Source organism: Mesorhizobium sp. M7D.F.Ca.US.005.01.1.1, from assembly GCF_003952545.1.
Taxonomy (GTDB): domain Bacteria; phylum Pseudomonadota; class Alphaproteobacteria; order Rhizobiales; family Rhizobiaceae; genus Mesorhizobium; species Mesorhizobium loti.
The window spans coordinates 4793402-4818254 of record NZ_CP034453.1; the positions used below are offsets into that span (position 1 = coordinate 4793402).

General features: G+C 61.9%; 26 protein-coding genes. 14 read left to right on the top strand and 12 right to left on the bottom strand.

Going from position 1 to position 24853, the window contains the following annotated elements; genetic code table 11:
* Nucleotides 1–6 precede the first annotated feature (6 nt).
* Nucleotides 7–702: a 4Fe-4S dicluster domain-containing protein gene (locus tag EJ076_RS23250; protein WP_126069398.1), complete on the bottom strand. Its 696-nt coding sequence runs from the start codon at nucleotides 700–702 to the stop codon at nucleotides 7–9.
* A gap of 89 nt (nucleotides 703–791) precedes the next feature.
* A complete protein-coding gene (locus EJ076_RS23255) occupies nucleotides 792–2366 on the bottom strand; it encodes a trimethylamine methyltransferase family protein (protein ID WP_126069399.1) in 1575 nt (524 codons plus the stop codon).
* 275 nt (nucleotides 2367–2641) lie between these two features.
* Here EJ076_RS23255 and EJ076_RS23260 point away from each other — a divergent pair, with 275 nt between their 5' ends.
* Nucleotides 2642–3340 carry a B12-binding domain-containing protein gene (locus tag EJ076_RS23260; RefSeq protein WP_126069400.1) on the top strand — a complete coding sequence of 233 codons (699 nt, stop codon included), beginning with the start codon at nucleotides 2642–2644 and terminating at the stop codon, nucleotides 3338–3340.
* 85 nt (nucleotides 3341–3425) lie between these two features.
* Here the strand turns inward: EJ076_RS23260 and EJ076_RS23265 are convergent, their stop codons facing one another.
* Entirely contained in the window at nucleotides 3426–3563 is a 138-nt protein-coding gene (locus EJ076_RS23265; RefSeq protein WP_109668437.1) for an entericidin A/B family lipoprotein, read from the bottom strand.
* Between the two features lie 64 nt (nucleotides 3564–3627).
* Here EJ076_RS23265 and EJ076_RS23270 point away from each other — a divergent pair, with 64 nt between their 5' ends.
* Nucleotides 3628–4260, top strand: a complete 633-nt coding sequence (locus tag EJ076_RS23270; RefSeq protein WP_109667798.1) for a DUF1638 domain-containing protein — start codon at nucleotides 3628–3630, stop codon at nucleotides 4258–4260.
* On the opposite strand, the gene EJ076_RS23275 is transcribed toward EJ076_RS23270, so the two are convergent.
* The gene (locus tag EJ076_RS23275) at nucleotides 4257–5180 is read right to left on the bottom strand and encodes an NAD(P)-dependent oxidoreductase (RefSeq protein WP_126069401.1); all 924 of its coding nucleotides are present in this window, start codon (nucleotides 5178–5180) and stop codon (nucleotides 4257–4259) included. The two genes, EJ076_RS23270 and EJ076_RS23275, sit on opposite strands and share 4 nt — an antisense overlap.
* A gap of 114 nt (nucleotides 5181–5294) precedes the next feature.
* On the opposite strand from EJ076_RS23275, the gene EJ076_RS23280 reads away from it, so the two are divergent.
* The 7 genes from EJ076_RS23280 to EJ076_RS23310 all read left to right on the top strand — a co-directional run bounded on the left by EJ076_RS23280 (nucleotide 5295) and on the right by EJ076_RS23310 (nucleotide 12117).
* Nucleotides 5295–5870, top strand: a complete 576-nt coding sequence (locus tag EJ076_RS23280) for a DUF4893 domain-containing protein (RefSeq protein ID WP_126069402.1) — start codon at nucleotides 5295–5297, stop codon at nucleotides 5868–5870.
* A 94-nt stretch (nucleotides 5871–5964) separates the two neighbouring features.
* On the top strand, nucleotides 5965–6747 hold the full coding sequence (locus tag EJ076_RS23285) for a formyl transferase (protein WP_126069403.1): 783 nt from the start codon (nucleotides 5965–5967) through the stop codon (nucleotides 6745–6747).
* A 203-nt stretch (nucleotides 6748–6950) separates the two neighbouring features.
* Nucleotides 6951–7253: a virulence factor gene (locus EJ076_RS23290; protein ID WP_109667807.1), complete on the top strand. Its 303-nt coding sequence runs from the start codon at nucleotides 6951–6953 to the stop codon at nucleotides 7251–7253.
* Nucleotides 7246–7872, top strand: a complete 627-nt coding sequence (locus EJ076_RS23295) for a methylenetetrahydrofolate reductase C-terminal domain-containing protein (protein WP_126069404.1) — start codon at nucleotides 7246–7248, stop codon at nucleotides 7870–7872. The genes EJ076_RS23290 and EJ076_RS23295 overlap by 8 nt, the downstream gene beginning before the upstream one ends.
* Nucleotides 7869–8960: a methylenetetrahydrofolate reductase gene (locus tag EJ076_RS23300; protein ID WP_109667811.1), complete on the top strand. Its 1092-nt coding sequence runs from the start codon at nucleotides 7869–7871 to the stop codon at nucleotides 8958–8960. The genes EJ076_RS23295 and EJ076_RS23300 overlap by 4 nt, the downstream gene beginning before the upstream one ends.
* 81 nt (nucleotides 8961–9041) lie before the next feature.
* Nucleotides 9042–10016 carry a methyltetrahydrofolate cobalamin methyltransferase gene (locus EJ076_RS23305; protein WP_057142966.1) on the top strand — a complete coding sequence of 325 codons (975 nt, stop codon included), beginning with the start codon at nucleotides 9042–9044 and terminating at the stop codon, nucleotides 10014–10016.
* Nucleotides 9967–12117, top strand: a complete 2151-nt coding sequence (locus EJ076_RS23310) for an ASKHA domain-containing protein (RefSeq protein ID WP_126069405.1) — start codon at nucleotides 9967–9969, stop codon at nucleotides 12115–12117. The genes EJ076_RS23305 and EJ076_RS23310 overlap by 50 nt, the downstream gene beginning before the upstream one ends.
* Before the next feature lie 36 nt (nucleotides 12118–12153).
* Here EJ076_RS23310 and EJ076_RS23315 read toward each other — a convergent pair whose 3' ends face one another.
* Nucleotides 12154–13185: an acyltransferase gene (locus EJ076_RS23315; protein ID WP_245462866.1), complete on the bottom strand. Its 1032-nt coding sequence runs from the start codon at nucleotides 13183–13185 to the stop codon at nucleotides 12154–12156.
* Between the two features lie 290 nt (nucleotides 13186–13475).
* Here EJ076_RS23315 and EJ076_RS23320 point away from each other — a divergent pair, with 290 nt between their 5' ends.
* Both EJ076_RS23320 and EJ076_RS23325 read left to right on the top strand, forming a co-directional pair.
* Nucleotides 13476–13661 (top strand): hypothetical protein, encoded by a 186-nt coding sequence (locus tag EJ076_RS23320; protein WP_109667815.1) that lies wholly within the window; start codon nucleotides 13476–13478, stop codon nucleotides 13659–13661.
* Nucleotides 13662–13893: 232 nt separating this feature from the next.
* Nucleotides 13894–14847 (top strand): alpha/beta hydrolase, encoded by a 954-nt coding sequence (locus EJ076_RS23325; protein ID WP_126071122.1) that lies wholly within the window; start codon nucleotides 13894–13896, stop codon nucleotides 14845–14847.
* Between the two features lie 38 nt (nucleotides 14848–14885).
* Here EJ076_RS23325 and EJ076_RS23330 read toward each other — a convergent pair whose 3' ends face one another.
* Nucleotides 14886–15785: a LysR substrate-binding domain-containing protein gene (locus EJ076_RS23330; protein WP_013531163.1), complete on the bottom strand. Its 900-nt coding sequence runs from the start codon at nucleotides 15783–15785 to the stop codon at nucleotides 14886–14888.
* A 221-nt stretch (nucleotides 15786–16006) separates the two neighbouring features.
* On the opposite strand from EJ076_RS23330, the gene EJ076_RS23335 reads away from it, so the two are divergent.
* The 3 genes from EJ076_RS23335 to EJ076_RS23350 all read left to right on the top strand — a co-directional run bounded on the left by EJ076_RS23335 (nucleotide 16007) and on the right by EJ076_RS23350 (nucleotide 17948).
* A complete protein-coding gene (locus EJ076_RS23335; protein WP_109667819.1) occupies nucleotides 16007–16192 on the top strand; it encodes a hypothetical protein in 186 nt (61 codons plus the stop codon).
* Nucleotides 16193–16529: 337 nt separating this feature from the next.
* Nucleotides 16530–16664 carry a hypothetical protein gene (locus tag EJ076_RS36060; protein WP_013531161.1) on the top strand — a complete coding sequence of 45 codons (135 nt, stop codon included), beginning with the start codon at nucleotides 16530–16532 and terminating at the stop codon, nucleotides 16662–16664.
* Between the two features lie 345 nt (nucleotides 16665–17009).
* The gene (locus EJ076_RS23350) at nucleotides 17010–17948 is read left to right on the top strand and encodes a GlxA family transcriptional regulator (protein WP_348271741.1); all 939 of its coding nucleotides are present in this window, start codon (nucleotides 17010–17012) and stop codon (nucleotides 17946–17948) included.
* 19 nt (nucleotides 17949–17967) lie between these two features.
* Here the strand turns inward: EJ076_RS23350 and EJ076_RS23355 are convergent, their stop codons facing one another.
* From EJ076_RS23355 to EJ076_RS23385, 6 genes are all read right to left on the bottom strand, one after another.
* Nucleotides 17968–18753 (bottom strand): ABC transporter ATP-binding protein, encoded by a 786-nt coding sequence (locus tag EJ076_RS23355; protein WP_109668442.1) that lies wholly within the window; start codon nucleotides 18751–18753, stop codon nucleotides 17968–17970.
* Nucleotides 18750–19523 carry an ABC transporter permease gene (locus EJ076_RS23360; RefSeq protein WP_109667826.1) on the bottom strand — a complete coding sequence of 258 codons (774 nt, stop codon included), beginning with the start codon at nucleotides 19521–19523 and terminating at the stop codon, nucleotides 18750–18752. Before EJ076_RS23360 ends, EJ076_RS23355 begins: the two co-directional genes overlap by 4 nt.
* 91 nt (nucleotides 19524–19614) lie before the next feature.
* Nucleotides 19615–20565, bottom strand: a complete 951-nt coding sequence (locus tag EJ076_RS23365; protein WP_109667828.1) for an ABC transporter substrate-binding protein — start codon at nucleotides 20563–20565, stop codon at nucleotides 19615–19617.
* A 165-nt stretch (nucleotides 20566–20730) separates the two neighbouring features.
* Nucleotides 20731–21075: a peptidase inhibitor family I36 protein gene (locus tag EJ076_RS23370; protein WP_126069406.1), complete on the bottom strand. Its 345-nt coding sequence runs from the start codon at nucleotides 21073–21075 to the stop codon at nucleotides 20731–20733.
* 182 nt (nucleotides 21076–21257) lie between these two features.
* Entirely contained in the window at nucleotides 21258–22106 is an 849-nt protein-coding gene (locus EJ076_RS23380) for a DUF1194 domain-containing protein (protein ID WP_164548714.1), read from the bottom strand.
* A 92-nt stretch (nucleotides 22107–22198) separates the two neighbouring features.
* The gene (locus EJ076_RS23385) at nucleotides 22199–24760 is read right to left on the bottom strand and encodes an FAD-dependent oxidoreductase (protein ID WP_126069408.1); all 2562 of its coding nucleotides are present in this window, start codon (nucleotides 24758–24760) and stop codon (nucleotides 22199–22201) included.
* Nucleotides 24761–24853: the final 93 nt, after the last annotated feature.

Sequence of the window (24853 nt, forward strand, 5' to 3'; positions counted from 1 at the left end):
TTTCGATCAGCCGGCCACCGCCGCAAAGCTTGCCATGTGAAACGCCTGGACCTCCGGCGGATAGCGATAGGCCGTGCCATAGGGACAGGCATTGCGGTCGAGGCAGCCGCTGCTGCGGCACGCTTCGCCATTTGCTCCCCGCACATGCGCCAGACAGGATTGATGGGCGAATCCTTGCCCGGAATAGGCGTCGACCGGGCACGATTTCAGGCAGGGTTTCTCGACACAGCTATCGCAAAGATGGGGCGCTGCCTCAGCGGCTTGAACCGAAAGCTCGTCGTCGAACAGCAGCGCACCGCGATAGGCATGCCAGAGCCCGTATCGCGGATGCATGAGGATACCGAGCGGTGACGGCCTCAACCCCTCCGCCCGCATCGCCCATTGCTGGAACGGCAGATAAGGTCTGTCGGAAGGCGAAACGGCCCGCGCCCCGAATGTCTCCGCCACAGCGCCGATCACGTCGCGCGACCAGCTGTCGAGCGGATCGGCGATGGTCCGTGGTTGCTTTTCGCGCCAACGCAGGAAATGCGGCCAAGGGGCAGCACCCGCCTGCCCCACCAGTAGGATGGCCGCTGCCGGCGCACCCGATGAGCCCGTTGGCGGCGCATCGCCTGGCGTAAAATTGAAGCCGCCACGAAGAATAAGACCGTTGGCGAAAAGCGCCGCAGCAATGCGGTCAACGCTGCCGGCAGGCGCAATCATTCCTTCTTGACCGGATCGGAGAACGCGCTCCGCCAGACTTCCTTGTGGATGATGTTGGCGACTTTAGCCCCGCCTGATTCGGGCTCCTTTCAAGTGAAGGCGTCGGGCATCGACCCCTTCTTCTTGGCGATGAACTCCTTCAACGCTTCGTCGATGCTCGGATCGAGATACGGCGCCTCGTAGCTTTCCAGCCAGCGGCGGGCGAGATCGTTGGCACGCTGCGGCGCGGTCTTCTCGCCTTCGGCCAGCCATTGCTCGTAGGAATTGTTGTCGGCGATGTTGGAACGGTAGAAGGCGGTCTGGAAATTGGCCTGGGTGTGGTCGCAGCCGAGATAGTGACTGCCCGGCCCGACCTGGCGGATGGCATCCATCGCCTGGCCATTTTCCGACAGATCGACGCCCTCGGAAAACTTCTGCGTCATGCCGAGCTGGTCGATGTCCATCATGAATTTTTCATAGCAGGACGCCAGCCCGCCCTCGAGCCAGCCGGCCGAATGCAGCACGAAATTGGTGCCGGCCAGGATGGTCGAGTTCAGCGTGTTGGCGCTTTCATAGGCCGCCTGAGCATCCGGAACCTTGGACGCGCAGAGCGAGCCGCCGGTGCGGAACGGCAGGCCGAGGCGACGCGCCAGCTGCGCCGCGCCATAAGACACCAGCGACGGCTCCGGCGTGCCGAAGGTCGGCGCGCCCGACTGCATCGAGATCGACGAGGCGAAGGTGCCGAACAGCACCGGCGCGCCCGGACGAATCAGCTGCGTAAACGAGGCGCCGGCCAGCACTTCGGCCAGAACCTGCGTCAGCGTGCCGGCCACAGTCACCGGGCTCATCGCGCCGGCAAGGATGAATGGCGTGACGATGCAGGCCTGGTTGTGGCGCGCATAGACCTTCAGCGCCCCGAGCATGGTCTCGTCGAACACCATCGGCGAATTGGCGTTGATCAGGCTGGTCAGCACCGTGTTGTTCTCGACGAAATCGTCGCCGAACACGATCTTGGCCATGGCGACGGTATCTTCGGCGCGCTCCGGCGCTGTTACCGAGCCCATGAACGGCTTGTCGGAATATTTGATGTGGCTGTAGATCATGTCGAGGTGGCGCTTGTTGACCGGCACATCGACCGGTTCGCACACTGTGCCGCCCGAATGGTGGATCGACGGCGCCATATAGGCGAGCTTCACGAAATTCTGGAAATCCTCGATCGTCGCATAGCGCCTGACGCCATCGAGGTCGCGCACGAAGGGCGGGCCGTAGACCGGCGCGAAGACGGTGGCATTGCCGCCGATCTGCACCGAGCGCTCGGAATTGCGGGCATGCTGGGTGTAGACGGACGGCGCGGTCTTGAGCAGCGAACGGCACAGACCCTTCGGAAAGTGCACGCGCTCGCCCTTGACGTCGGCGCCGGCCTCTTTCCACAGTTGCAGCGCTTCCGCGTCATCGCGGAAGATGATGCCGATCTCCTCGAGCACCGTGTCGGTGTTCTTCTCGATCAGCGCCAGGCCTTCCTCGTCCAGCACCTCATAAACGTTGATCTTGCGCTTGATGTAGGTGAGCTGCGTGCCCGGACCGCCGCCCGAACGTGCTGCCCGCCGGGCAGCAGCCCCGCCGCTGGCGCCGCGCCCACGTCGCGCGTTTGACGCTTCCTGATCGACTGCCGCGTGTTCGCTCATGGTGGTTCTTCCCTGAATCTGTTCTTGTCTGGAATCCATAGCGGCTGCCTCTCGCCGCTTCTTGCCAGATCGTAGCCATGCACCCTATTCGAAACGGCCCGCCAGCGCCAACGCCTGTCGCAAAATCGACAAGAATTCCAAGAGAGTTACGGTCGCTTTCCTTTTGCGGGAAGTCGCAAATCAGCTATGGATACATGCCCTCAGCGGGTTAGGTATGAACGCGAATATTTTGTGCTTTGCGACATGGTCGCGATGCCGGCAGGAGCTCGATACAAATGTCCGACGACGAGATCATCCTTTCCGAACTTTCCGACGACGAGTTGGTGCAGCAGATGCACGACGATCTCTATGACGGGCTGAAGGAAGAGATCGAGGAAGGCACCAACATCCTGCTCGAGCGCGGTTGGGTGCCTTACAAGGTGCTGACCGAGGCGCTGGTCGAAGGCATGCGCATCGTCGGCGAGGATTTTCGCGACGGCATCCTGTTCGTGCCGGAAGTGCTGCTGTCGGCCAACGCGATGAAGGCCGGCATGTTCATCCTGCGTCCGCTGCTCGCCGCCACCGGCGCGCCCAAGCAGGGCAAGATGGTCATCGGCACCGTCAAGGGCGACATCCACGACATCGGCAAGAACCTCGTCGGCATGATGATGGAGGGCGCCGGCTTCGACGTCATCGACCTCGGCATCAACAATGCGGTCGAGAAGTATCTCGATGCGATCGAGCAGCATCAGCCCGACATCATCGGCATGTCGGCCCTGCTGACCACGACCATGCCCTACATGAAGGTCGTCATCGACACGATGAAGGAAAAGGGCATCCGCGACGACTATGTCGTGCTGGTCGGCGGCGCGCCGCTGAACGAGGAATTCGGCAAGGCCGTCGGCGCCGACGCCTATTGCCGCGACGCCGCGGTGGCGGTCGAGACCGCCAAGGACTACATGAAGCGCAAACACAATGTGCGGGCTTCGGCCTGACCCAAGGCATCAGGATGGATCGACAAGAAAAGCCGCGCCTTGCAGCGCGGCTTTTTTGTTCCCAGATGATGGACGAGGCTGCCAATCAGTTGGCGACAGTGTCCTTGACCGCCCTGGCCGTCGATTTGACGTCCTTGCCGACGCCGCGAACGGTGTTCGCGCAAGCCGTAAGGGCAAGGACACAAGCAAGAATGGCAATCGGCGTGATGCGTAGCAGTTTCATGGACGGTGTCTCCCTCAATAGATAAATTAGCGCCACAGCAACGAAGGCCGGCTCGACGGGTTCCATGGCCAAGACGCAAAAAACGAAACCGAATCAAGACGACAGGCTGCTCGTTATCGCCTGCGGGATGATTGCGCGCGAAGTTCTGGCCGTCAAGGAACAGCTCGGACTGGATCACCTCGACCTGACCTGCCTGCCGGCAGAATTTCATTTTTACCCGGACCGCATCGCCCCGGCCATGGACAAGGCAATCGAAAAGGCCAAGGCCGAAGGCTACACAAACATCTTCGTCGGCTATGCCGATTGCGGCACCGGCGGCCTGCTCGACCGTATCTGCGAGAAGCATGGCGTCGAGCGCATGGCCGGCCCGCACTGTTTCGCCTTCTATCAAGGCATGGACGCTTACGCGAAAATCGCCGACGACGACATGATGTCGTTCTATATGACCGATTTCCTGTGCCGGCAGTTCGACGCCTTCTTCATGAAGCCGCTCGGACTCGACAAGCACCCGGAGCTGATCAAGGACTATTTCGGCAACTACGAAAAGCTGATCTACCTTGCCCAGACCAACGATCCGGAACTCGACAAGGTCGCCGAAAAGGCTGCCAAAATGCTCGGTCTCGTCTATGAACGCCGCGCGACCGGTTATGGCGACCTTACGGCCGGAATGGCGCAAGCCGCTGCTGTCGCGGGCTAAGCAGCCCCCTCTTCCGTCCGCAGCGCTGCAAGCACATCGGCAAAGCTCGTCTTGCAGACGAAACCCAGCCTATCCCTTGCCCGCGACGCGTCATAGACGCGGTCGATGGAGGAAAACATCGTCCAGCCCTTTCGCGCATAAAGTGCTGGAAAATCCGGAAAATAGCGCGCGACGACCGACGGCGCATCAGCGATCAAGGCTGCGCAATCATCCGGGTGGAACGGCGTCGGCGCCGAGACGATGAAAATGTCGAAACCCAGCTGTGGCGCCTTTTCGAGGGCAAGGATGTGAGCCTCCGCCGCGTCCTCCACCTTCAGGCGCCGGAATAGCAATTCATTCGCCTTGGTGTTGGCATCCGACTGTTCGATCGCATGCGCCATGTCGTCGGCTTCGGGGAAGAAGCGGGCCGTGCGCAGCACCACCACCGGCAGTCCATGCTGGATATGATAGAGGCGGCAGAGATGCTCGGCTGAAAGCTTCGTGACGCCATAAATGTTGCGCGGCTCTGGCGACATCGCCTCCGTCAACCAGGCCGCCTTGCGTGCGCCACCCTTGAAGCCGTCGCGTATCGCCTGCGAAATCATCAGCGACGTCGTCGAGGTGAAAACGAAGCGCTGCACGCCGGCCGCCACCGCCGCGTCGAGCAGGTTCAGCGTGCCTTGCACATTGGTGGCGACGAAATCGCTGTTGGCACGGTTCTCGATGTTGGGCTTGTGCAGCGCGCCGCTGTGGATGATCGCCTCGATCCGATTGTCGCCGACGGTGCGCAAGACAAGGTCACGGTCGGCGATCGAGCCGATCATCTGCGTTTCCGCCGATGGCACAGGATCGAGTCCGGTGACGTCGTGCCCAAGCGCGCGCAGACGCGGCGCCAGCGCGCTGCCCAGCCAACCCGACGATCCCGTGAGCAAGATTCGCATTCGTCACACCATGATTTTTGACCGTGACGCTGTTAAGCACGGATGACAGGCGCCAGCGACCCGATAAGTTATGCACCAGCGGCGCTGCGCCAGACATCAACCGGGAGGCTTCCGATGACACTTCGCCCGCTGTTCGCCCTTGTCGGCATGCTCTGCTGCACGCTCCCTGCCCTCGCCGATGGCGAGGTGCAGAAACTCATCACCCCAGCCGACAAGGCACGGCTCGACAAATATGGCGAGACCCGCAAGGCAGCGCTCGCCGAGGCGAAAGCGGGCGATCCCGCCGAGGTCAAGCAACTCGATGCCTTGCTGGCAAAGCCGCTGGTGGCCTTCTCCGACAAGGACCTGACCGGCAACTGGCGGTGCCGCACCATCAAGGCCGGCGGACCTTTGCCGCTTGTCATCTATGGCTGGTTCAAGTGCAAGGTGACCGACGACGGTTCTGGCTGGCGGCTGGAAAAGATCAGCGGCTCGCAGCGCACCAAGGGCCGTTTCTTCGACGACGGCGAGAAACGCGCGATCTATCTCGGCTCCTTCTATGTCAACAGCGATCCGGCAAAGCCCTATGGCAGCGGCCCGCAAACCGACCAGGTCGGCTATGCCTTCCGCAACAGCGCCAAGGAATGGCGCATCGAATTCCCGGCGCCCTATTACGAATCGAAGCTCGATATCATCGAATTCAAGCGCTGACCGTGTGTCGAAGAGCTGATCACCAAGGATTAACCCGGACGCCCTAGCATCCCGCCCATTGTCGAGAACGGGTTGCTTGGAGGGGGCAAGATCCATGGCAGCATCAGAATCCAATACGCGTCCGATCGTGATCGTCACCGGAGGCGGCGCGCATGTCTGGGCGATCGTCAATGCGATCGCCGACCGCATCGGCCCTGTCAGCGTCGTCCTCGAAACGCCTGAATCCAAAAAGCAATTGCTGTTTGGCCGCGCTCGCCGCCACGGCTGGATTTCCGCAATAGGCCAGCTCGGCACGATGGTGCTGAGCAGGCTGGGCAAACGGCTCCTTGCCAGCCATGCCGCGCGGCTGATTGCCGAAGAGAAGCTCGAGATCGAGCCGCGGCCGGACCAGGAGATCATCCATGTTGCTTCCGCCAACAGGCCGGAGTGCCTTGAGGCGATCGAGAAGATCCAGCCTGGCGTTGTCCTGCTTAACGGCTGCAGGCTGTTGTCGAAGGGCATGCTGGCCAGGATGCCTTGCCCGGTGCTCAACTATCACGCCGGCATCACGCCGAAATACCGCGGCATGAATGGCGGCTACTGGGCGCTGACATCAGGCGATCCGTACAATTTCGGCACCACCGTTCATCTGGTCGATGCCGGCGTCGATACCGGCGCCGTGCTGAAACAGGTGCGCGGTCAGCCGAAACGCGGCGACACCATCTCTAGCTATGCACTGCGCCAAGCCGCGTTCTCGCGCGACATCTGCGTCGAGGCGGTCAGCGACGTGCTGGCGGGAAGAATCGCCACCGTCGACCCGGGCCTGCCGTCGCAACAATGGTATCACCCGACGATTTGGTTCTATCTCTGGACGGGCCTGAAAACCGGCATCTGGTAACGCGTTCCTCGCCCGGATTCGCATGTCGCGTGCCGGCTATTCCGATACGCAAAACCTGCCGCTGGCACACGCTGCAGACGAATAAACCCACCTTTCATTTTACGACATCCAAATGCGTCGCTTTTGAATGCGCGCGCGTCGTCCCATAACAAGCGGCCCACCTGCGCTTCCGGCAATGCTCCGATATCGAGGAGTGAGAATTCATGGCCGATCTGATCGTCGTCTACTGGCGCGACATCCCTGCCCAGGTCATCGTCAAGAGGGGTCGGCAAAACGCCAAGCGCGAACTGCCGCTGCGCTTCACCGAGGCGATCGACATGTGCGCCATGCGCACCGGCGCCGGCGGCACTGACGATTATCTGGCCGAATGGCGCAAGGCCGATCCCATTCCGGTCGGCGACGACCTCGAAGCCGAGGTCGAGAAGGCATTCAACGACCTCGACACGAAATACGACCGCGAGCGGCTGGTTGCTCTGGTCAAGGCGGGCGGCAAAGAAGATGTCTGAAACCATTCCTACCAAGGATGGGCCGGCGGTTACCCAGGCCACTCTGGTCAAGAAGGCAGCGCCGAAATCCGATTACAAGCCGGCCGACGTATCGCCGCAGCGGCGCGTGCAGCGCTCCTTCGCGGTCCGGCTGTGGTCGATCAGGCATTCGCGCCTGCTCGAATGGTTCTACGCCAAATTCGCCGACATGTTCCTGCTCCTCCATCCCTTGTGGAAAGGCATAGGCTACGGCCGTGTCGAAGGGCCGATCAAATTTGTCGAGAAGCGCGTCAAGGGCTTCATGTTCGACTGCCGCATGTGCGGCCAGTGCATCTTGTCCTCGACCGGCATGTCGTGCCCGATGAACTGCCCCAAGCAATTGCGCAACGGCCCTTGCGGCGGCGTGCGTGCCAACGGCAATTGCGAGGTCGAGCCCGATATGCCCTGCGTCTGGGTCAAGGCCTGGGAAGGCTCGCAGAACATGGTGCACAGCGAGAAAATCCTCACCGTGCAGAAGCCTGTCGACCAGTCGCTGCGCGAAACCTCGGCGTGGCTGCGGGTGACAGCGCAAGCCGCCGCCGCGCGCGAAGCAGCCGCTGCCGCCAAGAATGGGGCGGCAAACACCGGGGCATCGGCATGATCGGACGCCAGCGCGACGAGAATCCGGCCGGCATCGATCTGCCGCTCGACCCCCTGCCCGGCCACACCTCGCGCGGCCGGCTGGAGCGCGTACTTCGGCGCGGCGAGTTCGCGGTGACGACCGAGCTCAACCCGCCCGACAGCGCCGATCCGGAAGACGTTTACAACAGGGCAAAAATCTTCGACGGCTGGGTCGACGCCATCAACGCCGTCGACGCATCGGGCGCCAACTGCCACATGTCGTCGGTCGGCATCTGTGCGCTTTTGACCCGCATGGGCTATGCGCCGATCATGCAGATCGCCTGCCGCGACAAGAACCGCATCGCCATCCAGGGCGACGTGCTGGGCGGGGCCGCGATGGGCGTCGCCAACATGCTGTGCCTGACCGGAGACGGCGTGCAGGCCGGCGACCAGCCCGGCGCCAAGCCAGTGTTCGACCTCGACTGCATGTCGCTGTTGGAAACCTGCCGCATCATGCGCGACAATGGCAAGTTCCTGTCCGGCCGCAAGCTGACGACGCCGCCGCAGCTGTTCCTGGGTGCTGCGATCAATCCTTTCGCGCCGCCGATCGACTTCCGTCCGCATCGGCTGGGCAAGAAGATCGCCTCCGGCGCGCAATTCGTACAGAGCCAGTATTGCTTCGACGTGCCGATGTTCCGCACCTACATGCAGAAGGTGCGCGACCTCGGCTATACCGAAAAATGCTTCATCCTGGTTGGCGTCGGACCGCTGGCCTCCGCCAAGACGGCCAAATGGATCCGCTCGAACGTGCCGGGCATCCATATTCCCGATTCGGTCATCAAGCGGCTGGAAGGCGCGCAGGACCAGAAGAAGGAAGGCAAGCAGCTCTGCATCGACATCATCAACGAAGTGAAGGAAATATCAGGCGTTTCCGGCGTCCATGTGATGGCCTACCGGCAGGAGGAATATGTCGCCGAGATCGTCGATGAATCGGGCGTGCTCAAGGGCCGCCAGCCATGGAAACGCGAGATTCGCCGCGACGACCAGATGGTCGCCGACCGGCTCGAGCACATACTGCACGACGATATTACCGAAACCCAGGTGGACATGGTGAAGACCGCGCACTGACGGCGCGGACGGCCACCCATTCGCTTGAACGAAAACAGACAACGATATAAAGAAATCTTTATATCACGGCGGAGAGACTTCATGACCCGTACCATTGTCGCCTCGGCGACACGAGAAATCATCATCGGCTTCGACCAGCCGTTCTGCGTGATTGGTGAACGCATCAACCCGACCGGCCGCAAGAAGCTGGCCGCGGAGATGATCGCGGGCAATTTCGAGACCGTCATCAGGGACGCACTCGAGCAGGCAGCCTGTGGCGCCACCATGCTCGACGTCAATGCCGGCGTCACCTCGGTCAACCCGAACGAGACCGAACCCGGCCTTTTGGTGCAGACGCTGGAGATCGTGCAAGGGCTCGTCGACCTGCCGCTGTCGATCGATAGCTCGGTCACCGCCGCGATCGAAGCGGCTCTCAAGGTCGCCAAGGGCCGTCCGCTGGTCAACTCCGTCACCGGCGAGGAAGAAAAGCTCGAAGCCATCCTGCCGCTGGTCAAGAAGTACAACGTGCCTGTCGTCGCCATCTCCAACGACGAGACCGGCATTTCGATGGACCCGGACGTGCGCTTCGCCGTCGCCAAGAAGATCGTGCAGCGCTGCGCCGATTTCGGCATTCCGGCGCATGACGTCGTCGTCGACCCGCTGGTGATGCCGATCGGCGCGCTGGGCGACGCCGGCCGCCAGGTGTTCGCGCTGCTGCGCCGCCTGCGCGAGGAGCTCAAGGTCAACACCACGTGCGGCCTGTCCAACATCTCCTTCGGCCTGCCGCACCGCCACGGCATCAACGCCGCCTTCATCCCGATGGTGATCGGCGCCGGCATGACATCAGCCATCATGAACCCGGTGCGTCCGCAGGAAATGGAAGCGGTGCGCGGCGCCAATGTGCTGAACGGCACCGACGAGAACTGCACCAACTGGATTCGCACCTACAAGGACTACAAGCCGGCCGAAGGCGGCCAGGCGGTCGCCGCCCCGACGCAGGTCAACGCGCCGGGCGACGGCGCCAGCAATGGCGGCCGCCGCCGTGGCGGCCGTGAAGCCCGGATGGGCCGAGGATAAGCGCGCAATCGTGAATTCACCTGCAAACATCACCGACCCGCTCGTGCTGTTCATGCCGTCGGGCAAGCGCGGGCGGTTTCCTGTGGGCACCCCGGTGCTCGATGCCGCGCGCCAGCTTGGCGTCTATGTCGAAAGCGTCTGCGGCGGACGCGCCACCTGCGGGCGCTGCCAGATCGAGGTGCAGGAAGGCAATTTCGCCAAGCACAAGATCGTTTCCTCCAACGACCACATCACGCCCAAGGGCGCTAAGGAAGAGCGCTATGAGCGCGTCCGTGGCCTGCCCGAACGGCGCCGCCTCTCCTGCTCGGCGCAGATCCTCGGCGACCTCGTCATCGACGTGCCGCAGGACACCGTCATCAACGCGCAGACCATCCGCAAGGATGCCGACACCAGGGTTATCGCCCGCGATTCAGCGATCCGCATGTGTTATGTCGAGATCGAAGAGCCCGACATGCACAAGCCGCTCGGCGATCTCGACCGCCTGAAGATCGCGCTGATGCACGACTGGGGTCTGAAAAGCCTCGATTTCGATTTCTATCTGCTGCCGCAGGTGCAAGGCATCCTGCGCAAGGGCAACTGGACCGCGACCGCCGCCATCTACAAGGATGCCGACAGCGAGACCGCGCGCGTCGTAGCACTTTGGCCCGGCCTCAAGAACGAAGCCTATGGGCTGGCCTGCGATATCGGCTCGACCACCATTGCCATGCATCTGGTGTCGCTGCTGTCGGGCCGCGTCGCCGCCTCGTCGGGCACGTCGAACCCGCAGATCCGCTTCGGCGAGGATCTGATGAGCCGCGTCTCCTATGTGATGATGAATCCGGATGGCCGCGAAGGCATGACGGTGGCCGTGCGCGAGGCCATCTCGGGTCTCGTCGACAAAGTCTGCGCCGAAGGCAATGTCCAGCGCAACGACATCCTGGATTCCGTCTTCGTCGGCAATCCGATCATGCACCATCTGTTCCTCGGCATCGATCCGACCGAGCTTGGCGGCGCCCCTTTCGCACTGGCCGTCTCGGGCGCGGTGCACATCAAGGCCTCCGACATCGGCCTGAAGCTCAACCAGGGCGCCAGGCTCTATATGCTGCCTTGCATCGCCGGCCATGTCGGCGCCGACGCGGCGTCGGTGACGCTGTCGGAAGGCCCGCATCGCCAGGACGAGATGATGCTGATCGTCGACGTCGGCACCAATGCCGAGATCGTGCTCGGCAATCGCCAGCGGGTGGTTGCGGCCTCCTCGCCCACCGGCCCTGCCTTCGAGGGTGCCGAAATCTCCGGCGGCCAGCGCGCAGCGCCCGGCGCCATCGAGCGCGTGCGCATCGATCCCGACACGCTGGAGCCGAAATACCGCGTCATCGGCTCTGAGCTATGGTCCGACGAGCCGGGCTTCCTGGAGAGCGTGCAGGCAACCGGCGTCACCGGCATCTGCGGTTCCGGCATCATCGAAGTGGTGGCCGAGATGTATCTCGCCGGCATCATCTCGGAAGACGGCGTCATCGACGGCGGACTTTCGGCCCGCTCGCCGCGCGTCACCGCCAACGGCCGCACCTTCTCCTACGTGCTGAAGGAAGGCTCCGCCGCATTGAAGGAAGATGGGCCGAAGATCACCATCACCCAGACCGACGTGCGCGCCATCCAGCTCGCCAAGGCAGCACTCTATGCCGGCACCAAGCTATTGATGGAAAAGCAGAACACCGAGCATGTCGACCGCATCCATTTCGCTGGCGCCTTCGGTTCCTTCATCGACCCGAAATACGCCATGGTGCTGGGCCTGATCCCGGATTGCGACCTCGACAAGGTTTCGGCGGTCGGCAATGCCGCCGGTGCCGGTGCGCGCATGGCGCTGCTCAATCGTGGCTATCGCCGCGAGATCGAGGACACGGTCAGCAAGATCGAGAAGATCGAGACGGCGCTGGAACCGAAATTCCAGGAGCATTTCGTCTACGCCATGGCGCTGCCCAACAAGGTCGATCCGTTCCCGAAACTGTCGGCGGCGGTGAAACTGCCGCCGCGCAAGACGGTCAGCGAGGATGGCATCGCCGGCGACGCCACCCCGCGCCGGCGTTCGCGCGAAGGCCACGCCGCGAGGCGCGGGCGGGAATAAATTAAGGCCCGTTGCAACGGATTCCGCCGAGGCGCCTTAGTCCTTTGTCTCATTCGACGGCAGCCGCGAGCCGGACCGCTGACCGACTGGCGGTATGCTTTTGGCGCGTGACGGGTTGAGATAGCCAGTCAGCGGCTTTTCAATCGCCAGATAAAGCATCGCGGAAAGCGAAATGCTGACAAAGGCAATCAGCGCCGGCTGCCAATTTGGCGGAACCCCAAGCCGCAGCATGATGCCAGTCACCACGACAACCACCAGCACATGCCAGATGTAGATCGAATACGAGGCACTGCCAAAAAATGTAAACAAGGCCATGGGGCTGAACGGTCTGGCACGCTCGGCAAAAACCGCTCCGGCAACGATCAGGGTTGCCGGAATACCCCAACGCAGGACACGAGGCATTTCAGGGTCAAGCATCTGGGCCGTCATCAACAGGAGAAATCCGCCGACAACCAGCGACAGCGCTAGCACAAGCTGGAGCCGGATATCCTCCATCCACAGCCGCCCGACGACAAGGCCGGCCGCGAACTCAAGCATCAGGGGAGAGGTAAAAGGATAGCCTCTGAGCAGCAGCAAGTTCAATGCGACCATTGCCGTCAGCACGCCGATCAGCGCGGCAAAACGCTGCCTCTCGCCGAGCAAGAGCGCCAAGGCGAAAATGACGTAAAACATCATTTCATAACACAGCGTCCAGCCCTGGATCACCACGGGGTGAAGTGACCCATCCTGCATGATCGGAACAAACAACAGCGAGCCGAAAAAATTTGCCGGGCTCAGCATATGTCCGAAGAGAAATTGCGGCTTGACGAAAATTGCCAGCGCGGTCAGCACCGTGACGATCCAATAAAGCGGCACGATACGAACAATCCGTCGCCACATGAAACGCTGCGGATCGACAGGGTGATCGACCGTGGTCACCCACATGATGAAACCGCTGATGACAAAAAAGAGGTCGACGCCTGCAGCGCCTACCGCGAACGGACCGCTGAACTGCTCGCTGATATGAAAGCAAACTACCGCGGAAGCGGCGAGTCCTCGAAGGTATTGAATACTGTGAATGTCATTCAAGCCGTACTCCTTACCAGCACCTCCTTACTAGCACCCTCAAAAATGCTGCAGTGCACAATAGCAGACGTCCGCCACCCGCTGTCAACCGGGCGAGGCCAAGAAGCGATCGCGCGGAGCGTCAATCACCTGCAATTTCGTTTGCATGCAAATGTTTCCGGATCGCCTGATCCGGAAACCAAAACGCTGTTTTCGTGAAATCGGCCAGATACATGGCAAGCGCATTTAACCGGCATCGAACGGCAGGCAGAAGATCGCTTTCAGCCGCCGCAACGCTCCAAGGGAGACAAAAGATGTCGATGCTCGAAAGCCTTGGCCGCTATGGCACGGCCATCAGGAATGCCCATGACCGCAGCAAGGCGCGGCGCCTGCTGAACAGCCTGCCGCCGGAGATCCAGAAGGATATTGGTTGGCCGGTGTCACCGCGATCCAGCGAAAAGGCAGCACTCATCAACACAATCTGGAGCGCCGCGCGCTGATGACCTTCGCCGACAAATGCAAATTGCTCGGCATGCGCCGGGGATCTCGCATGTCCTTGGCGACCGCCAGCAACCGGCTGCGTGCCGCACTTTTGCCGCGTCGCTGACCACTGCGGCGCGGATCACACCACCGTGTAGACATCGCGTAAAACTTGACATTTTCGGCCGCGGCACGATCTTCGAAGATAGTGGGGTTCTCTTAGTCGGCTTTGGCCGAAGTTCGTGTATTCGCATGCCAAGTTTGAAAAGCCATGTCGTGTCCTTCGTCCTGCGGCACAGCCGCAAGCAGGCGTTTGCCAGCCCGGAAAACCTGCAGCGCTGGATCGTGGCCGCGCGCAAGACCGAGAACCACCAGCCCCCTGCCTCGCTGCACCAGCGTCTCGGCATCGAGATGCATACGGTCGATGGCTTCCCCGTCTACGAAATCGCCCCCAGGACCGGCGAGCAGAAGCGGATTCTGTATCTGCACGGCGGCGCCTATGTCTTTGAAATCACGCCCTATCATTGGCATCTGATCGCCGACATGGCGGATCGGCTGGGTTATGGCATCACCGTGCCGATCTATCCCATCGCCCCCGAACACGATTTCCACGCCATGTTCGGCATGGTCGGCGATGTCTACCGGCAGATGCTCGACGAGACGGAGGCCGAAGACATCGTGTTCATGGGCGATTCCGCCGGCGGCAACATGGCCGTCGTGCTGACCATGATGGCCGCGGAAGAGGCCTTGCCGCTGCCGTCGCGCCATGTGCTTATTTCACCCGGTCTCGATATGTCGCTTTCGAACCCAAAACTCTTCGAGGCCGAACGCAACGACCCGTGGCTGGGCATTCCCGGCGGCCTGGAAGCGATCCGGATGTACAGCGCCGGCATCGACCGCAGCGACTGGCACATCAGCCCGGTCTACGGCGATCTGTCGGTGCTGCCGAAAACGCTGCTGTTGACCGGCTCGCGCGATCTTCTGACCCCCGACAATCTGATCTTCGCCGAGAAGGCGCGTGCCGCCGGCGTCGAGGTCGATGTCGTCCACGAGGAAGGCATGTTCCACGTCTGGCCGTTGATCGACATGCCGGAAGCACGCCGCGCCCGGCAGCACATCGTTGCTTTTCTCAGCGAGAACAGGGCCCCGATCAGGCAAGACATGAGGACAAGGTTCGAAGCGCCCTCCGCCGAAGCGGCGGAGTAGCGCTTTCTTTCTCTTCTGGATCGGCCCCTACTGGCGGATCAGAACTTGCCGGTTTCCCTAAACACTTCGAAGGTCGCGCGGATGTGGTCGGCAACCGCCTTGACCGGCGCGCTGGCGTCCGGCGCCACCACCATCGCCAGATTGTAGGTGCCGATGTCGGGCATGCCGTCCTTCGGGCAGAGTTCGACCATGTCGTTGCCGAGGAACGACTTCGGCAGCGGCGCCACCGCGAGATCGGACATGATCGCAGCGCGCTGGCCGGCCGTGTGCGCGCTCATATAGGCGATGCGATAATTGCGGCCTTCGCGGCCAAGCGCATCGAGCGCTCCGGCGCGCCAGGCGCAGCCCTCTTCCCACAGCGATACCGGCAAAGGCTCGCGCAGATGCGCGCAGCCGCCCTTGGCGCCGGCCCAGACGATCGGCTCCGTCAGCAGCACCTCGGCGCCAAGCGCACTGGTCTTGTAGGAATTGGTCAAGAGCGTGATGTCGAGCGCCCGGTCGTCCATGCGCCGGCGCAAATTGCTGCTCTGGTCGATGGTGACGTCGACGGCGATCGACGGATGCGACTGCGCAAAACGCTTCAGCACATGCGGCAGCACGCGCTCGCCGTAATCGTCCGGCGAACCAAGCCGCACCACACCGACAATCTCGGGAATGATGAACTTCGACACCACCTCGCGGTTGATCGACAGCAGCCGGCGGGCGTAGCCGAGCAGCATCTCGCCGTCCGTGGTCAGCGACACCGAGCGGGCGTCGCGCGCGAACACCGAACGGCCAAGAATGTCCTCCAGCTTCTTGATCTGCATGGAGACGGCCGATGGCGTGCGGAACACGGCATTGGCGGCGGTGGTGAAGCTGCCGGTCTCGGCAATCGCCACGAAAGTGCGCAAAACGTCGAGATCGAGCAGTGGCAGTGGATGATTGAGCGGGGCGTTCATGGGAACTGACCTTCAATTTTTCTGATACAAAGCATCATTCCATTTCGTTTGATTGAACATCAGATTGGGAGGATAGTCAACTCCATCGAAGCAGGTTGCTGCCACAAGCAGCCACGAAACGACCACGACACAAACCTGCAATCGACACGAAATGAAGCTGAAACAAACCTGACATAACCAACGCGCTGTCTGGCACCCGCCAGATGCCAAAGGAGAATGAAATGTCTATCCTGTCGTCCCTTGGTCGCATTGCGACCGAATTCAGCGCGGCCCGCGCCCGCTACCAGACCGAACGCGCCATCCGCTCCCTGCCGATCGAACTGCAGAAGGATATCGGCTGGCCTGAGGCTTCCGACACCAAGACCAATTCACGCAGTGGCGTCGGATCCTGGGCTGGAGCAAAGTAGATCGTGTGTAGCAAGTCCTGAAGGCCTGCCGCGCAATCGCCCGGCAGGCCTTCTCTGTTTTATTTGTATTCAAATGATTTTCGGAGCCATGCCGCCAGCGCATGACGCATATGAGAAAGCCGCATAGCAGCTCCTGTTTCCAATTAATGCCTTGTAAATAATCGCAAATTTCGGGCACCTTGCCCAAATTCTCCGCATTCGGTGTCGCATTTCATATCAAGCGCTTCGCTTTTGCGATTTAGTTTCTGCTTACACAAGCCTATATCAGCGCCAGCAAACGAGCTGCCCCACTCCATCAAGCGAAGGCGACCCGTCTGAGCAACAAATGGAGATGATTATGAAGCTTTTTGCACGCCTCTTTGCCCGCCGCGAAATGAACCTGACCACCGCTCTCGAGCGTCAGCGTCTTGCCAACACCATGCCCGGCCAGACCGGCGCCATGAATGCGGCGCGCCTCGGCTTCGTCGCCTGAAGATTTTCAAGGCAGCGCATCCCTGCCGCTGCTTTAAAATTGCAACGCCGCCTGGCTCCAGCCAGAGCGGCGTTTTTGTTCTGCCCGCAGGCCATATGTTGCCTGTCCCTTGAACAGTTGGTGCCACTTCCAGGGTTCGCTGCACGCCGATTGCCCATTTGCGACCCATGTCGCAAATATAATCTTGTCGCAGCGGCGTAGCCGATTGACAGACATGGTTTTTCCTGATGTCGCTATGCTATTCGCGACATCCTGTTCGCGTCATGGCTGCGTGAGGTTCCCTTGAACGCCGTAAAGCATCCGATCAAGCGATCGTTTGTATTCTTCCTTGTTCCCGATTTCACCATGATCGCTTTTGCGACCGCGCTCGACCCGCTGCGCTCGGCCAATCGCATGCTTGGCTACGAGGCCTATTGCTGGCGCCTTGCCAGCATCGACGGCAAGCCGGTGCGTGCCTCGAACGGGGTCGAATGCGCGGTCAACACCTCGCTCGAGGATGAACGCAAGAAGATGGCAGGCCCCGACCGGCCGAACATGGCCATCGTCTGCAGCGGCATCAATGTCGAGCGCTACCAGAACAAGTCCGCCTTCGCCTGGCTGCGCGAGGAATACAATCGCGGCGTTGCCGTCGGCGGCCTGTGCACCGGTGCGCATATCCTCGCCGCCGCCGGCCTGTTGTCCAACAAGCGCTGCGCCATCCACTGGGAGAACCTGCCGGGCTTTTCCGAGGCTTTCCCAAAGGCCAATGTCTTTGCCGACCTCTTCGAGATCGACCAGAACATCTACACCTGCGCCGGCGGCACCGCCGCACTCGACATGATGCTGAAGCTGATCGGCGACGACTTCGACGAAAATCTCGTCAACCGCGTCTGCGAGCAGGTGCTGACCGACCGCGTGCGCAGCCCGACCGACCGCCAGCGCCTGCCGCTGCGCGCTCGCCTCGGCGTCCAGAACTCGAAAGTGCTGACCATCATCGAACTGATGGAGGCAAACCTGTCCGAGCCGCTGTCGCTTATCGAGATCGCCGACCATGTCGACCTGTCGCGGCGTCAGATCGAACGACTGTTCCGCACCGAGATGGGCCGCTCCCCTGCCCGCTATTACCTCGAGATCCGGCTCGACCGCGCCAGGCACCTGCTGATCCAGTCGTCGATGCCGGTAGTCGAAGTGGCGGTCGCCTGCGGCTTCGTCTCGGCCTCGCATTTCTCAAAATGCTACCGCGAACTCTACGCCCGCTCGCCGCAGCAGGAGCGCGTCGACCGCAAGCAGCTGCTGGCGGCCTGATCCGATAGATCTGGGAAGCTTACGCCGTCTGCGCCGTGCGCATCGCTTCTACGCGGATGTCCTCGGTCAGCCGTGCCTTCAGCGCCGAGAATTCCGGGCTGGTCTTCAGCGTGTAGTGGCGCGGGTGCGGCAGGTCGACGGCGACATCCGACTTGATGCGGCCGGGCCGCGCCGTCATCACGATCACGCGCGAGGCCATGAAGATGGCTTCCTCGATGTCGTGAGTGACGAACAGCACCGTCTTCTTGCGCCGTTCCCAGATACCGAGCAAAAGCTCCTGCATCAGACCGCGGGTCTGGTTGTCGAGCGCGCCGAATGGCTCGTCCAGCAAAAGGATCTCGGGATCGTTGGCCAGCGCCCGTGCGATCGCCGTACGCTGCTGCATGCCGCCGGAGAGCTGCTTCGGCCAGTGGTTTTCGAACCCCTTCAGCCCGACAAGGTCAACATAGGAAGCAACGATCCCGTCCCGCTCCTCTTCGGGCATGCCGCGTTCGCGCAGGCCGAAGGCGATGTTTTCGGCGACTGTCAGCCAGGGAAACAGCGTGTAGGACTGGAAGACCATGCCGCGGTCCGGCCCCGGCCGGGTCACCGCCTTGCCGTCGAGCAGTACGCGGCCTTCGCTCGGCGCTTCCAAGCCGGCGACGATCCTGAGCAATGTCGACTTACCGCAGCCCGATGGTCCGAGGATGGTGATAAAGTCGTTGGCGGCGACTGCCAGGTCGATTGGCATCAAGGCCTTGACCGGTTCTCCGCCGCGCACGCCGGCGAAAGTGCGCGAGACGCCTTCGATGAGAAGCTTGCTCACGCCAGGCTCCACGGAAAGAGCCAGCGGTTGAAGGCCTTGAAGGCGAAATCGGACAACAGCCCGATCAGCCCGATGACGATGATGCCGAAGATGATCTGTCCCGTCGCCAGCCGCGACTGGCTGTTGATGATCATGTAGCCGATGCCGGATGACGAGCCGATCAGCTCGGCGACGATGACATAGGTCCAGGCCCAGCCGAGCACCAGACGCAGCGTCTCGGCGATCTCGGGCGCATTGGCCGGCATGATCACCCGTCTGACGATGCCGTTGTTGGTGGAGCCCAGCGTATAGGCAGCCTCGACCAGGTCGCGTCTTGTACTGCCGACCTTGACCGCGATGATCAGGATGATCTGGAACACCGAGCCGACGAAGATGACGAGCAGCTTCTCCAGCTCACCGATACCGGCCCACAAGATGAGCAGCGGAATGAAGGCCGAGGCCGGAAGATAGCGGGCGAAGGAGACGAATGGCTCCAGAAACGCCTCCACCGGCTTCCAGGCGCCCATCGCGATGCCGATCGGCACCGCGACAACCGACGCCAGCAGGAACCCGCCGAAAACCCGCCAGATGGTGATCAATATGTCGAGCCAGAAACGGTCCTCGACCAGCAGTCGCCAGCCGTCCCGCAGCATCGACAGCGGATCGGCGAGGAAGATGCGGTTGACGTGGCCGCCAAGCGTGATCCACGCCCAGAAGGCGACGAACAGCACGAAGAAGGAAATGCCGAGCACGGTCCGGATGCCCGGCGGTACTGGCTGCAAGGGGCGCATCGTCAAATCGTCCCCATCTTTCAAATCGTCATTTGTCCAGGAGAAGGCGGCGGCGCCAGGCGCCGCCGCATGATGGTCAAAGGCCGGACTGTCAGTTCGACACCGCGCTGGTGTCGGCCAGCGTGGTGACGTCGGGCGCTTCCTTGATCAGTCCCATCTGCAGCAGCAGCTCGCCGGCGGTCTTGGAAAAATCCTGGAATTCCTTGGTGAAGAACTGCTTGTTCTCCGCCTTGTCGGCCCATTTCAGGTACTTCGCCGAATCCTCGAACTCCTTGGCAGACTGCTTCACGTCGGCGCCCATGATCTCATAGGATTTCTGCGGATCGCTCTTGATCAGGTCGAGCGCGTCGAAATAGCTGTCGGCCAGCGCCTTGGCGGCATCCGGATTGGCCTTGAGGAATTCGGGCGTGCAGCCGACCGTGTCGAGCACCATCGGATAGTCGAGCGTCGTCGCCAGGATATGGCCCTGGTCGGACTTGTCGCGCACCGCCGAGATGAACGGCTCATAGGTGACGGCGGCATCATTCTGCCCGGCGAGGAAGGCCTGCGCCGCCGCGTCCGGCTCCAGATTGACGACGGTGACGTCCTTGGTCGACATGCCGGCCTTGTTCAGCACCCAGGCGAGCATGAAATAGGGCGACGTGCCCGGTGCCGAGGACGCGACATTCTTGCCCTTGAGATCGGCGACGGTCTTGATGTCGTTGCGGGCGACGATGCCGTCGGCGCCATAGGATTTGTCAAGCTGGAAGATCTGCTTGGTGGTGACGCCACTGGCGTTCCACACCAGCCAGGTCTCGACCGTGGTGGCCGCGCATTGCAGGTCGCCGCTGGCGATGGCGAGCGGCCGGCTCGCCTGCGGCACCTTCTTCAAGGTCACGTCGAGGCCGTGCTTCTCGAAGATGCCCGCCTGCTTGGCAAGCGTCAGCGGCGCGAAGCCGGTCCAGCCGCTGATGCCGATGGTGACTGAAGTGGCGGCCATCGCCGGTGCGGACAAGCCGGCGGCAAGTGTCAATGTTGCAGCAAGAACGGCGATCCTGGTCATGTCAGTTCCCCTTTTGTTTTCGCTGAGGAAATTGTCTCACAGACGCCAGTCAGCTTGTCAATGAACAGCTTGGTGAGGCACCCGGCCGGCCCGGCCGGTGAAGGCAGCTCGATCGGCGGCCCGTCCCGAAAACGGGTGCGTGCTGTCAGAAACCCAACATGGCCTTCAGTAGTCGTTGCAATAGCACTCCGCCGAAGAGATGCGGTCGTTCCAGTCGCTGCCACCAAAATCGCGGATCCTGCGCCTGATCTCGATGGAACGGCCGCCCATCCGGGAGTCCTCATAGGCAACGAGCGTGCAGCCGCGGCGCACGATCACCGACGACACACGGTCGTTCCAGAACTGGCCGCCACGAAAGTTTACGGAATCGTCAGGCCCCATACCGATGGACCGCCCGCGAAAATTCGCGTGCTCGAACATCATGCAGGCGGGCTCGTCATTGTATTGGGCGCAGGCGACGTCGGCAAAAAGCACGGACGCGACAGCAGTCAAGATGGCTAGACGTTTCATCTGATGTTTCCTCGGTTTTGACCGCGGCCCCCTCCGGTTGGATAGCGCGGTCCGGCCCTTTTGCCAATGCTTCGGCCGCCTAATGCATGTCGCCCAAAAGTGGCCCCGGTTTTGGGAGAACGACATGCATAAAAACAAAGAGCTAAAGCGCGTCGCCTGAATCCGTTCAAACGTGACGCGCTTTAGCGGCTGTCGAACATCCAGCTGCGGTTGCGCCACATTTTCTCGCCGACCAGGCAGTCGGTGGCGGGCCTGTCCTGCGCCAATACAACTGGCGGATGCGCGGCTTCTTCCGCCGCCCATTGCGGCGAGGCCGGACCGGCGAGTTCCAGCACCAGCTTGCGGCGGATGGCTTCGGGAAACTGCGTCCAATCGTTGACCGGGATCATGAAGGCTCCCGGACCACCAATGACGCAGTCGCTGTAGTAGCGATCGAGATTATTGACGTCGTAGGCGCCGGAAAAACCGCCTCGGGTCATCAGCGGCAGACCGTTGATGACGATGCCTTGCTTGATCAGCCCATCGCGGGTGAGGTTGACCGGCGCGCCCTGGTTGTTGGGACCGTCGCCCGAAATGTCGATGACCCGCTTCGTTCCCTGGTAGCCGCTTTCGGCGAACAGGTCGTTGCCGAACTCGAGCGCGCCGGAGATCGAGGTGCGTCGCGCGCTGTTGGGCGGCTGCGCGGACAATTGCGCAACCACGCGCTCCGCATCGGTGCGGCTGGCGATCACCGTCCACGGCACAATGACACGCTGCCAGGTGGTGCCGGCCCATTCGACATAGGTGACGGCGATCTTGCCATAGGCGCCATCGGCAATGGCCTGCAGCACATTGTCGTGCGTCAAGGCGGCTGCGTAGCCGTGACGCTGGATCTCGAGCTCCTCCGGCGACATCGACAGCGAAACGTCGACGGCCAGCACCAACTCGACATCGACAGGCTCATCCGCGAGGGACACTGGCGCCAGCCAGAGCGTCAGCGCGAACACGGCGCAGCCTAAAAGGAAATGTCTTGCGCACACAAAAGCAGACATGCCGCAAGGGTAGGCGAAAACAGCGTGTTTAAAAAGAGAAAAGCCCGGCCGATGCCAGGCTTTTGCTTCGTGCCTTTTGCGCCTGCGAGCACTCAGCTGCGCGGCTTCAAATTCTCCGGATCATAGAGCGGCTTGTAGCCGACAGCGGCCACTTCGACGGGATAGGTTTCGCCAAAATACTCGATGGTGAGCTTGCGGCCTTCCTGCGCGTACGCCCACGGCAGATAGGCAAGGCCGATGTTCTTGCCGATGGTCGGGCCGTACGCCATCGATGTGGTGAAGGACCGGCGGCCGAGTTCGTCGACCAGCGTCTCGCCGGTCTTCGGGTCCATCACCGGCATGGTACCGACGGGATAACGGGCAACGCCTTTTGAATCGACGTTTTCGGTCATCACCAGCGTACACAGCATGGCCGGCTGGTGCTCGCGGGCACGGAACTCGACATGCCTGGCCTTGCCGCAAAAGTCGTTCTCTTTGACCTTCGGACGGGCGAGATCCGCTTCGAGCAGATTGTACTCGGTCAAAAGGTCGGCGTTCTGCAGCCGCAGGCTCTTTTCCATGCGGCGCGTGTTGGCATAGGTCTCGACGCCGAAGGGCATGACGCCGGTCGAGCGCAAGGCATCCCAGACGGCCAGGCCGTCCTCGTAGCGCATGTGCAGCTCCCAGCCCTGCTCGCCGACATAGGAGATGCGGAAAGCGGTGACGTCCTTGCCGCCGATCCTGACCGGCTTGATCGCCGCGAACGGGAAGTTCTCGAGCGAAAGACCGTCCGGATTCTCGACCACCTTCTGCAAGGTCGCTCGGGCGTTCGGCCCCCAGATGCCGACGGTGACATACTTCTCGGTCACGTCGGTGATGGTGACATCAAAACCTTTGTCCTGCGCCGTGCGGCGCATGTACTGGAAGTCGCGTGGGCCGGCGTCCGCCCCGTCGATCAAACGACAGCGGTCGGCCATGCGGATGACGGTAAAGTCGGCGCGCACCATGCCTTCCTCGTCGAGGAAGTGGGTGTAGATGCCCTTGCCGATGTTGTTGTCGCCGCCGATCTTGGCCGCGCACAGCCATTCCAGCAGCGCGACATGGTCGGGACCTTCGATGTCGTACATGGCGAAATGCGACAGGTTGACGATGCCGCAATCCTCGCTCATGGCGAGATGTTCGGCATTGGAGACGCGCCAGAAATGGCGGTTGTCCCACTCGTTCTCACGCGCGGGCACCCGGTTGCCGTATTTCTCCAAGAGGTGCTCGTTGGCGGCGTAGCCATGGGCACGCTCCCAGCCGCCCAGCTCCATGAAATAGCCGCCGAGTTCCTTCTCGCGCTCCCAGAACGGCGAGCGCCGGATGTTGCGGGCTTTGGAGAAGGGTTCGCGCGGATGCACCGCCGGATTGTAGACCTTCATCGCCGTCTCGGTGCAGCGGTCCCAGATGAACTGCTCCTTCGTCTGGTGCGGATAGAAGCGCGCATAGTCGATGGCGTGATGATCGATCGCGGTGCGGCCGTCGGTCATCCAGTCGGCGATGAGCTTGCCCATGCCCGGGCCATCCTTGACCCAGATGGCGACGGCATACCACAGGCCTCGCACCTTCTGGCTTTCGCCCATCGACGGGCCGCCGTCGGCCGTCACCTGCAGCAAGCCGTTGAAGGAATGGCTTTCATTATAGCCGAGTTCGCCGAGGATCGGCGTCAGTTCCATGGCACGTTCGAGCGGCGCCAGGATCTGCTCCATGTCGAGATCGCGCTGCGAAGGCGAAAGCCGCGCCTGGTCCTTCTCCAAGAGGTCGCGCGGATGGCAAAGGCGCGGATTGGTCTCTTCATAATAACCCCATTCGATCTGCCCGCCCTCGGCGGTCTTGGGGTCGCCTGTGTCGCGCATATAGGCCGAGTTGCCCTGGTCGCGCAGCAGCGGCCAGCCGATCTCCTTGCCGGTGCCGGCGAACTCATTGTAGGGGCCAAAGAAGGTCAGCGGATGGTCGATCGGCATGACCGGCAGGTCTTCGCCGACCATCTCCGCGATCAGCCGGCCCCAAATGCCGGCGCAGACGACGACATAGTCTGCCTCGATGGTGCCGCGATCGGTCACCACGCCGGTGATACGGCCGTCCTTGACGACTAGCGACCTGGCCGATGTGTTGGCGAAGGATTTGAGCTTACCCGAGGCTTCCGCCTGGTCGACCAGCTTGCCGGCGACGGTCTGCGAGCGCGGAATGACGAGACCAGCATCGGGATCCCACAGGCCGCCCTGCACCATCGTTTCTTCGATCAGCGGAAATTTTTCCTTGATCTCTGCCGGTTCGATCAGCCGGGCGCGCGTGCCAAACGCCTTGGCCGAGGCGATCTTGCGCTTGATCTCCTCCATGCGGCTGTCATCGCCGACGCGCGCGACCTCGAGACCGCCGATGCGCGCGTAGTGGCCCAGCTTCTCGTAGAAATCGATGGAGTACAGCGTCGTCCAGCACGACAGGAAATCGTGGCTGGTCGTGTAGCAGAAGTCGGAGGCGTGCGCCGTCGAGCCGATATCGGTCGGGATGCCGGATTTGTCGATGCCGACGATATCATCCCAGCCGCGTTCGATCAGGTGATGGGCGATCGATGCGCCGACGATACCGCCCAGGCCGACGATGACGACCTTCGCCTTTTTCGGAAACTCTGCCATTGCCCGCGACTCCAAAGTGATAAAGCGGGGCGGACTATAGGGCGGAGCGGTGGCGCTGATGAAGCCTGTTTGCGACATTGGCAAAAAGCCGAG

Bases quoted from the DNA above. Each gene is read 5' to 3' on its own strand.
- EJ076_RS23330 (WP_013531163.1), bottom strand. From the start codon at position 15,785: ATGAACGCCCCGCTCAATCATCCACTGCCACTGCTCGATCTCGACGTT.
- EJ076_RS36060 (WP_013531161.1), top strand. From the start codon at position 16,530: ATGAAGCTTTTTGCACGCCTCTTTGCCCGCCGCGAAATGAACCTGACC.
- EJ076_RS23310 (WP_126069405.1), top strand. From the start codon at position 9,967: ATGGCGGCCGCCGCCGTGGCGGCCGTGAAGCCCGGATGGGCCGAGGAT.
- EJ076_RS23290 (WP_109667807.1), top strand. From the start codon at position 6,951: ATGGCCGATCTGATCGTCGTCTACTGGCGCGACATCCCTGCCCAGGTC.
- EJ076_RS23360 (WP_109667826.1), bottom strand. From the start codon at position 19,523: ATGCGCCCCTTGCAGCCAGTACCGCCGGGCATCCGGACCGTGCTCGGC.
- EJ076_RS23300 (WP_109667811.1), top strand. From the start codon at position 7,869: ATGATCGGACGCCAGCGCGACGAGAATCCGGCCGGCATCGATCTGCCG.
- EJ076_RS23255 (WP_126069399.1), bottom strand. From the start codon at position 2,366: ATGAGCGAACACGCGGCAGTCGATCAGGAAGCGTCAAACGCGCGACGT.
- EJ076_RS23320 (WP_109667815.1), top strand. From the start codon at position 13,476: ATGTCGATGCTCGAAAGCCTTGGCCGCTATGGCACGGCCATCAGGAAT.
- EJ076_RS23370 (WP_126069406.1), bottom strand. From the start codon at position 21,075: ATGAAACGTCTAGCCATCTTGACTGCTGTCGCGTCCGTGCTTTTTGCC.
- EJ076_RS23350 (WP_348271741.1), top strand. From the start codon at position 17,010: ATGATCGCTTTTGCGACCGCGCTCGACCCGCTGCGCTCGGCCAATCGC.
- EJ076_RS23380 (WP_164548714.1), bottom strand. From the start codon at position 22,106: ATGTCTGCTTTTGTGTGCGCAAGACATTTCCTTTTAGGCTGCGCCGTG.
- EJ076_RS23260 (WP_126069400.1), top strand. From the start codon at position 2,642: ATGTCCGACGACGAGATCATCCTTTCCGAACTTTCCGACGACGAGTTG.
- EJ076_RS23265 (WP_109668437.1), bottom strand. From the start codon at position 3,563: ATGAAACTGCTACGCATCACGCCGATTGCCATTCTTGCTTGTGTCCTT.
- EJ076_RS23280 (WP_126069402.1), top strand. From the start codon at position 5,295: ATGACACTTCGCCCGCTGTTCGCCCTTGTCGGCATGCTCTGCTGCACG.
- EJ076_RS23250 (WP_126069398.1), bottom strand. From the start codon at position 702: ATGATTGCGCCTGCCGGCAGCGTTGACCGCATTGCTGCGGCGCTTTTC.
- EJ076_RS23325 (WP_126071122.1), top strand. From the start codon at position 13,894: ATGCCAAGTTTGAAAAGCCATGTCGTGTCCTTCGTCCTGCGGCACAGC.
- EJ076_RS23385 (WP_126069408.1), bottom strand. From the start codon at position 24,760: ATGGCAGAGTTTCCGAAAAAGGCGAAGGTCGTCATCGTCGGCCTGGGC.
- EJ076_RS23335 (WP_109667819.1), top strand. From the start codon at position 16,007: ATGTCTATCCTGTCGTCCCTTGGTCGCATTGCGACCGAATTCAGCGCG.
- EJ076_RS23365 (WP_109667828.1), bottom strand. From the start codon at position 20,565: ATGACCAGGATCGCCGTTCTTGCTGCAACATTGACACTTGCCGCCGGC.
- EJ076_RS23305 (WP_057142966.1), top strand. From the start codon at position 9,042: ATGACCCGTACCATTGTCGCCTCGGCGACACGAGAAATCATCATCGGC.
- EJ076_RS23275 (WP_126069401.1), bottom strand. From the start codon at position 5,180: ATGCGAATCTTGCTCACGGGATCGTCGGGTTGGCTGGGCAGCGCGCTG.
- EJ076_RS23270 (WP_109667798.1), top strand. From the start codon at position 3,628: ATGGCCAAGACGCAAAAAACGAAACCGAATCAAGACGACAGGCTGCTC.
- EJ076_RS23285 (WP_126069403.1), top strand. From the start codon at position 5,965: ATGGCAGCATCAGAATCCAATACGCGTCCGATCGTGATCGTCACCGGA.
- EJ076_RS23295 (WP_126069404.1), top strand. From the start codon at position 7,246: ATGTCTGAAACCATTCCTACCAAGGATGGGCCGGCGGTTACCCAGGCC.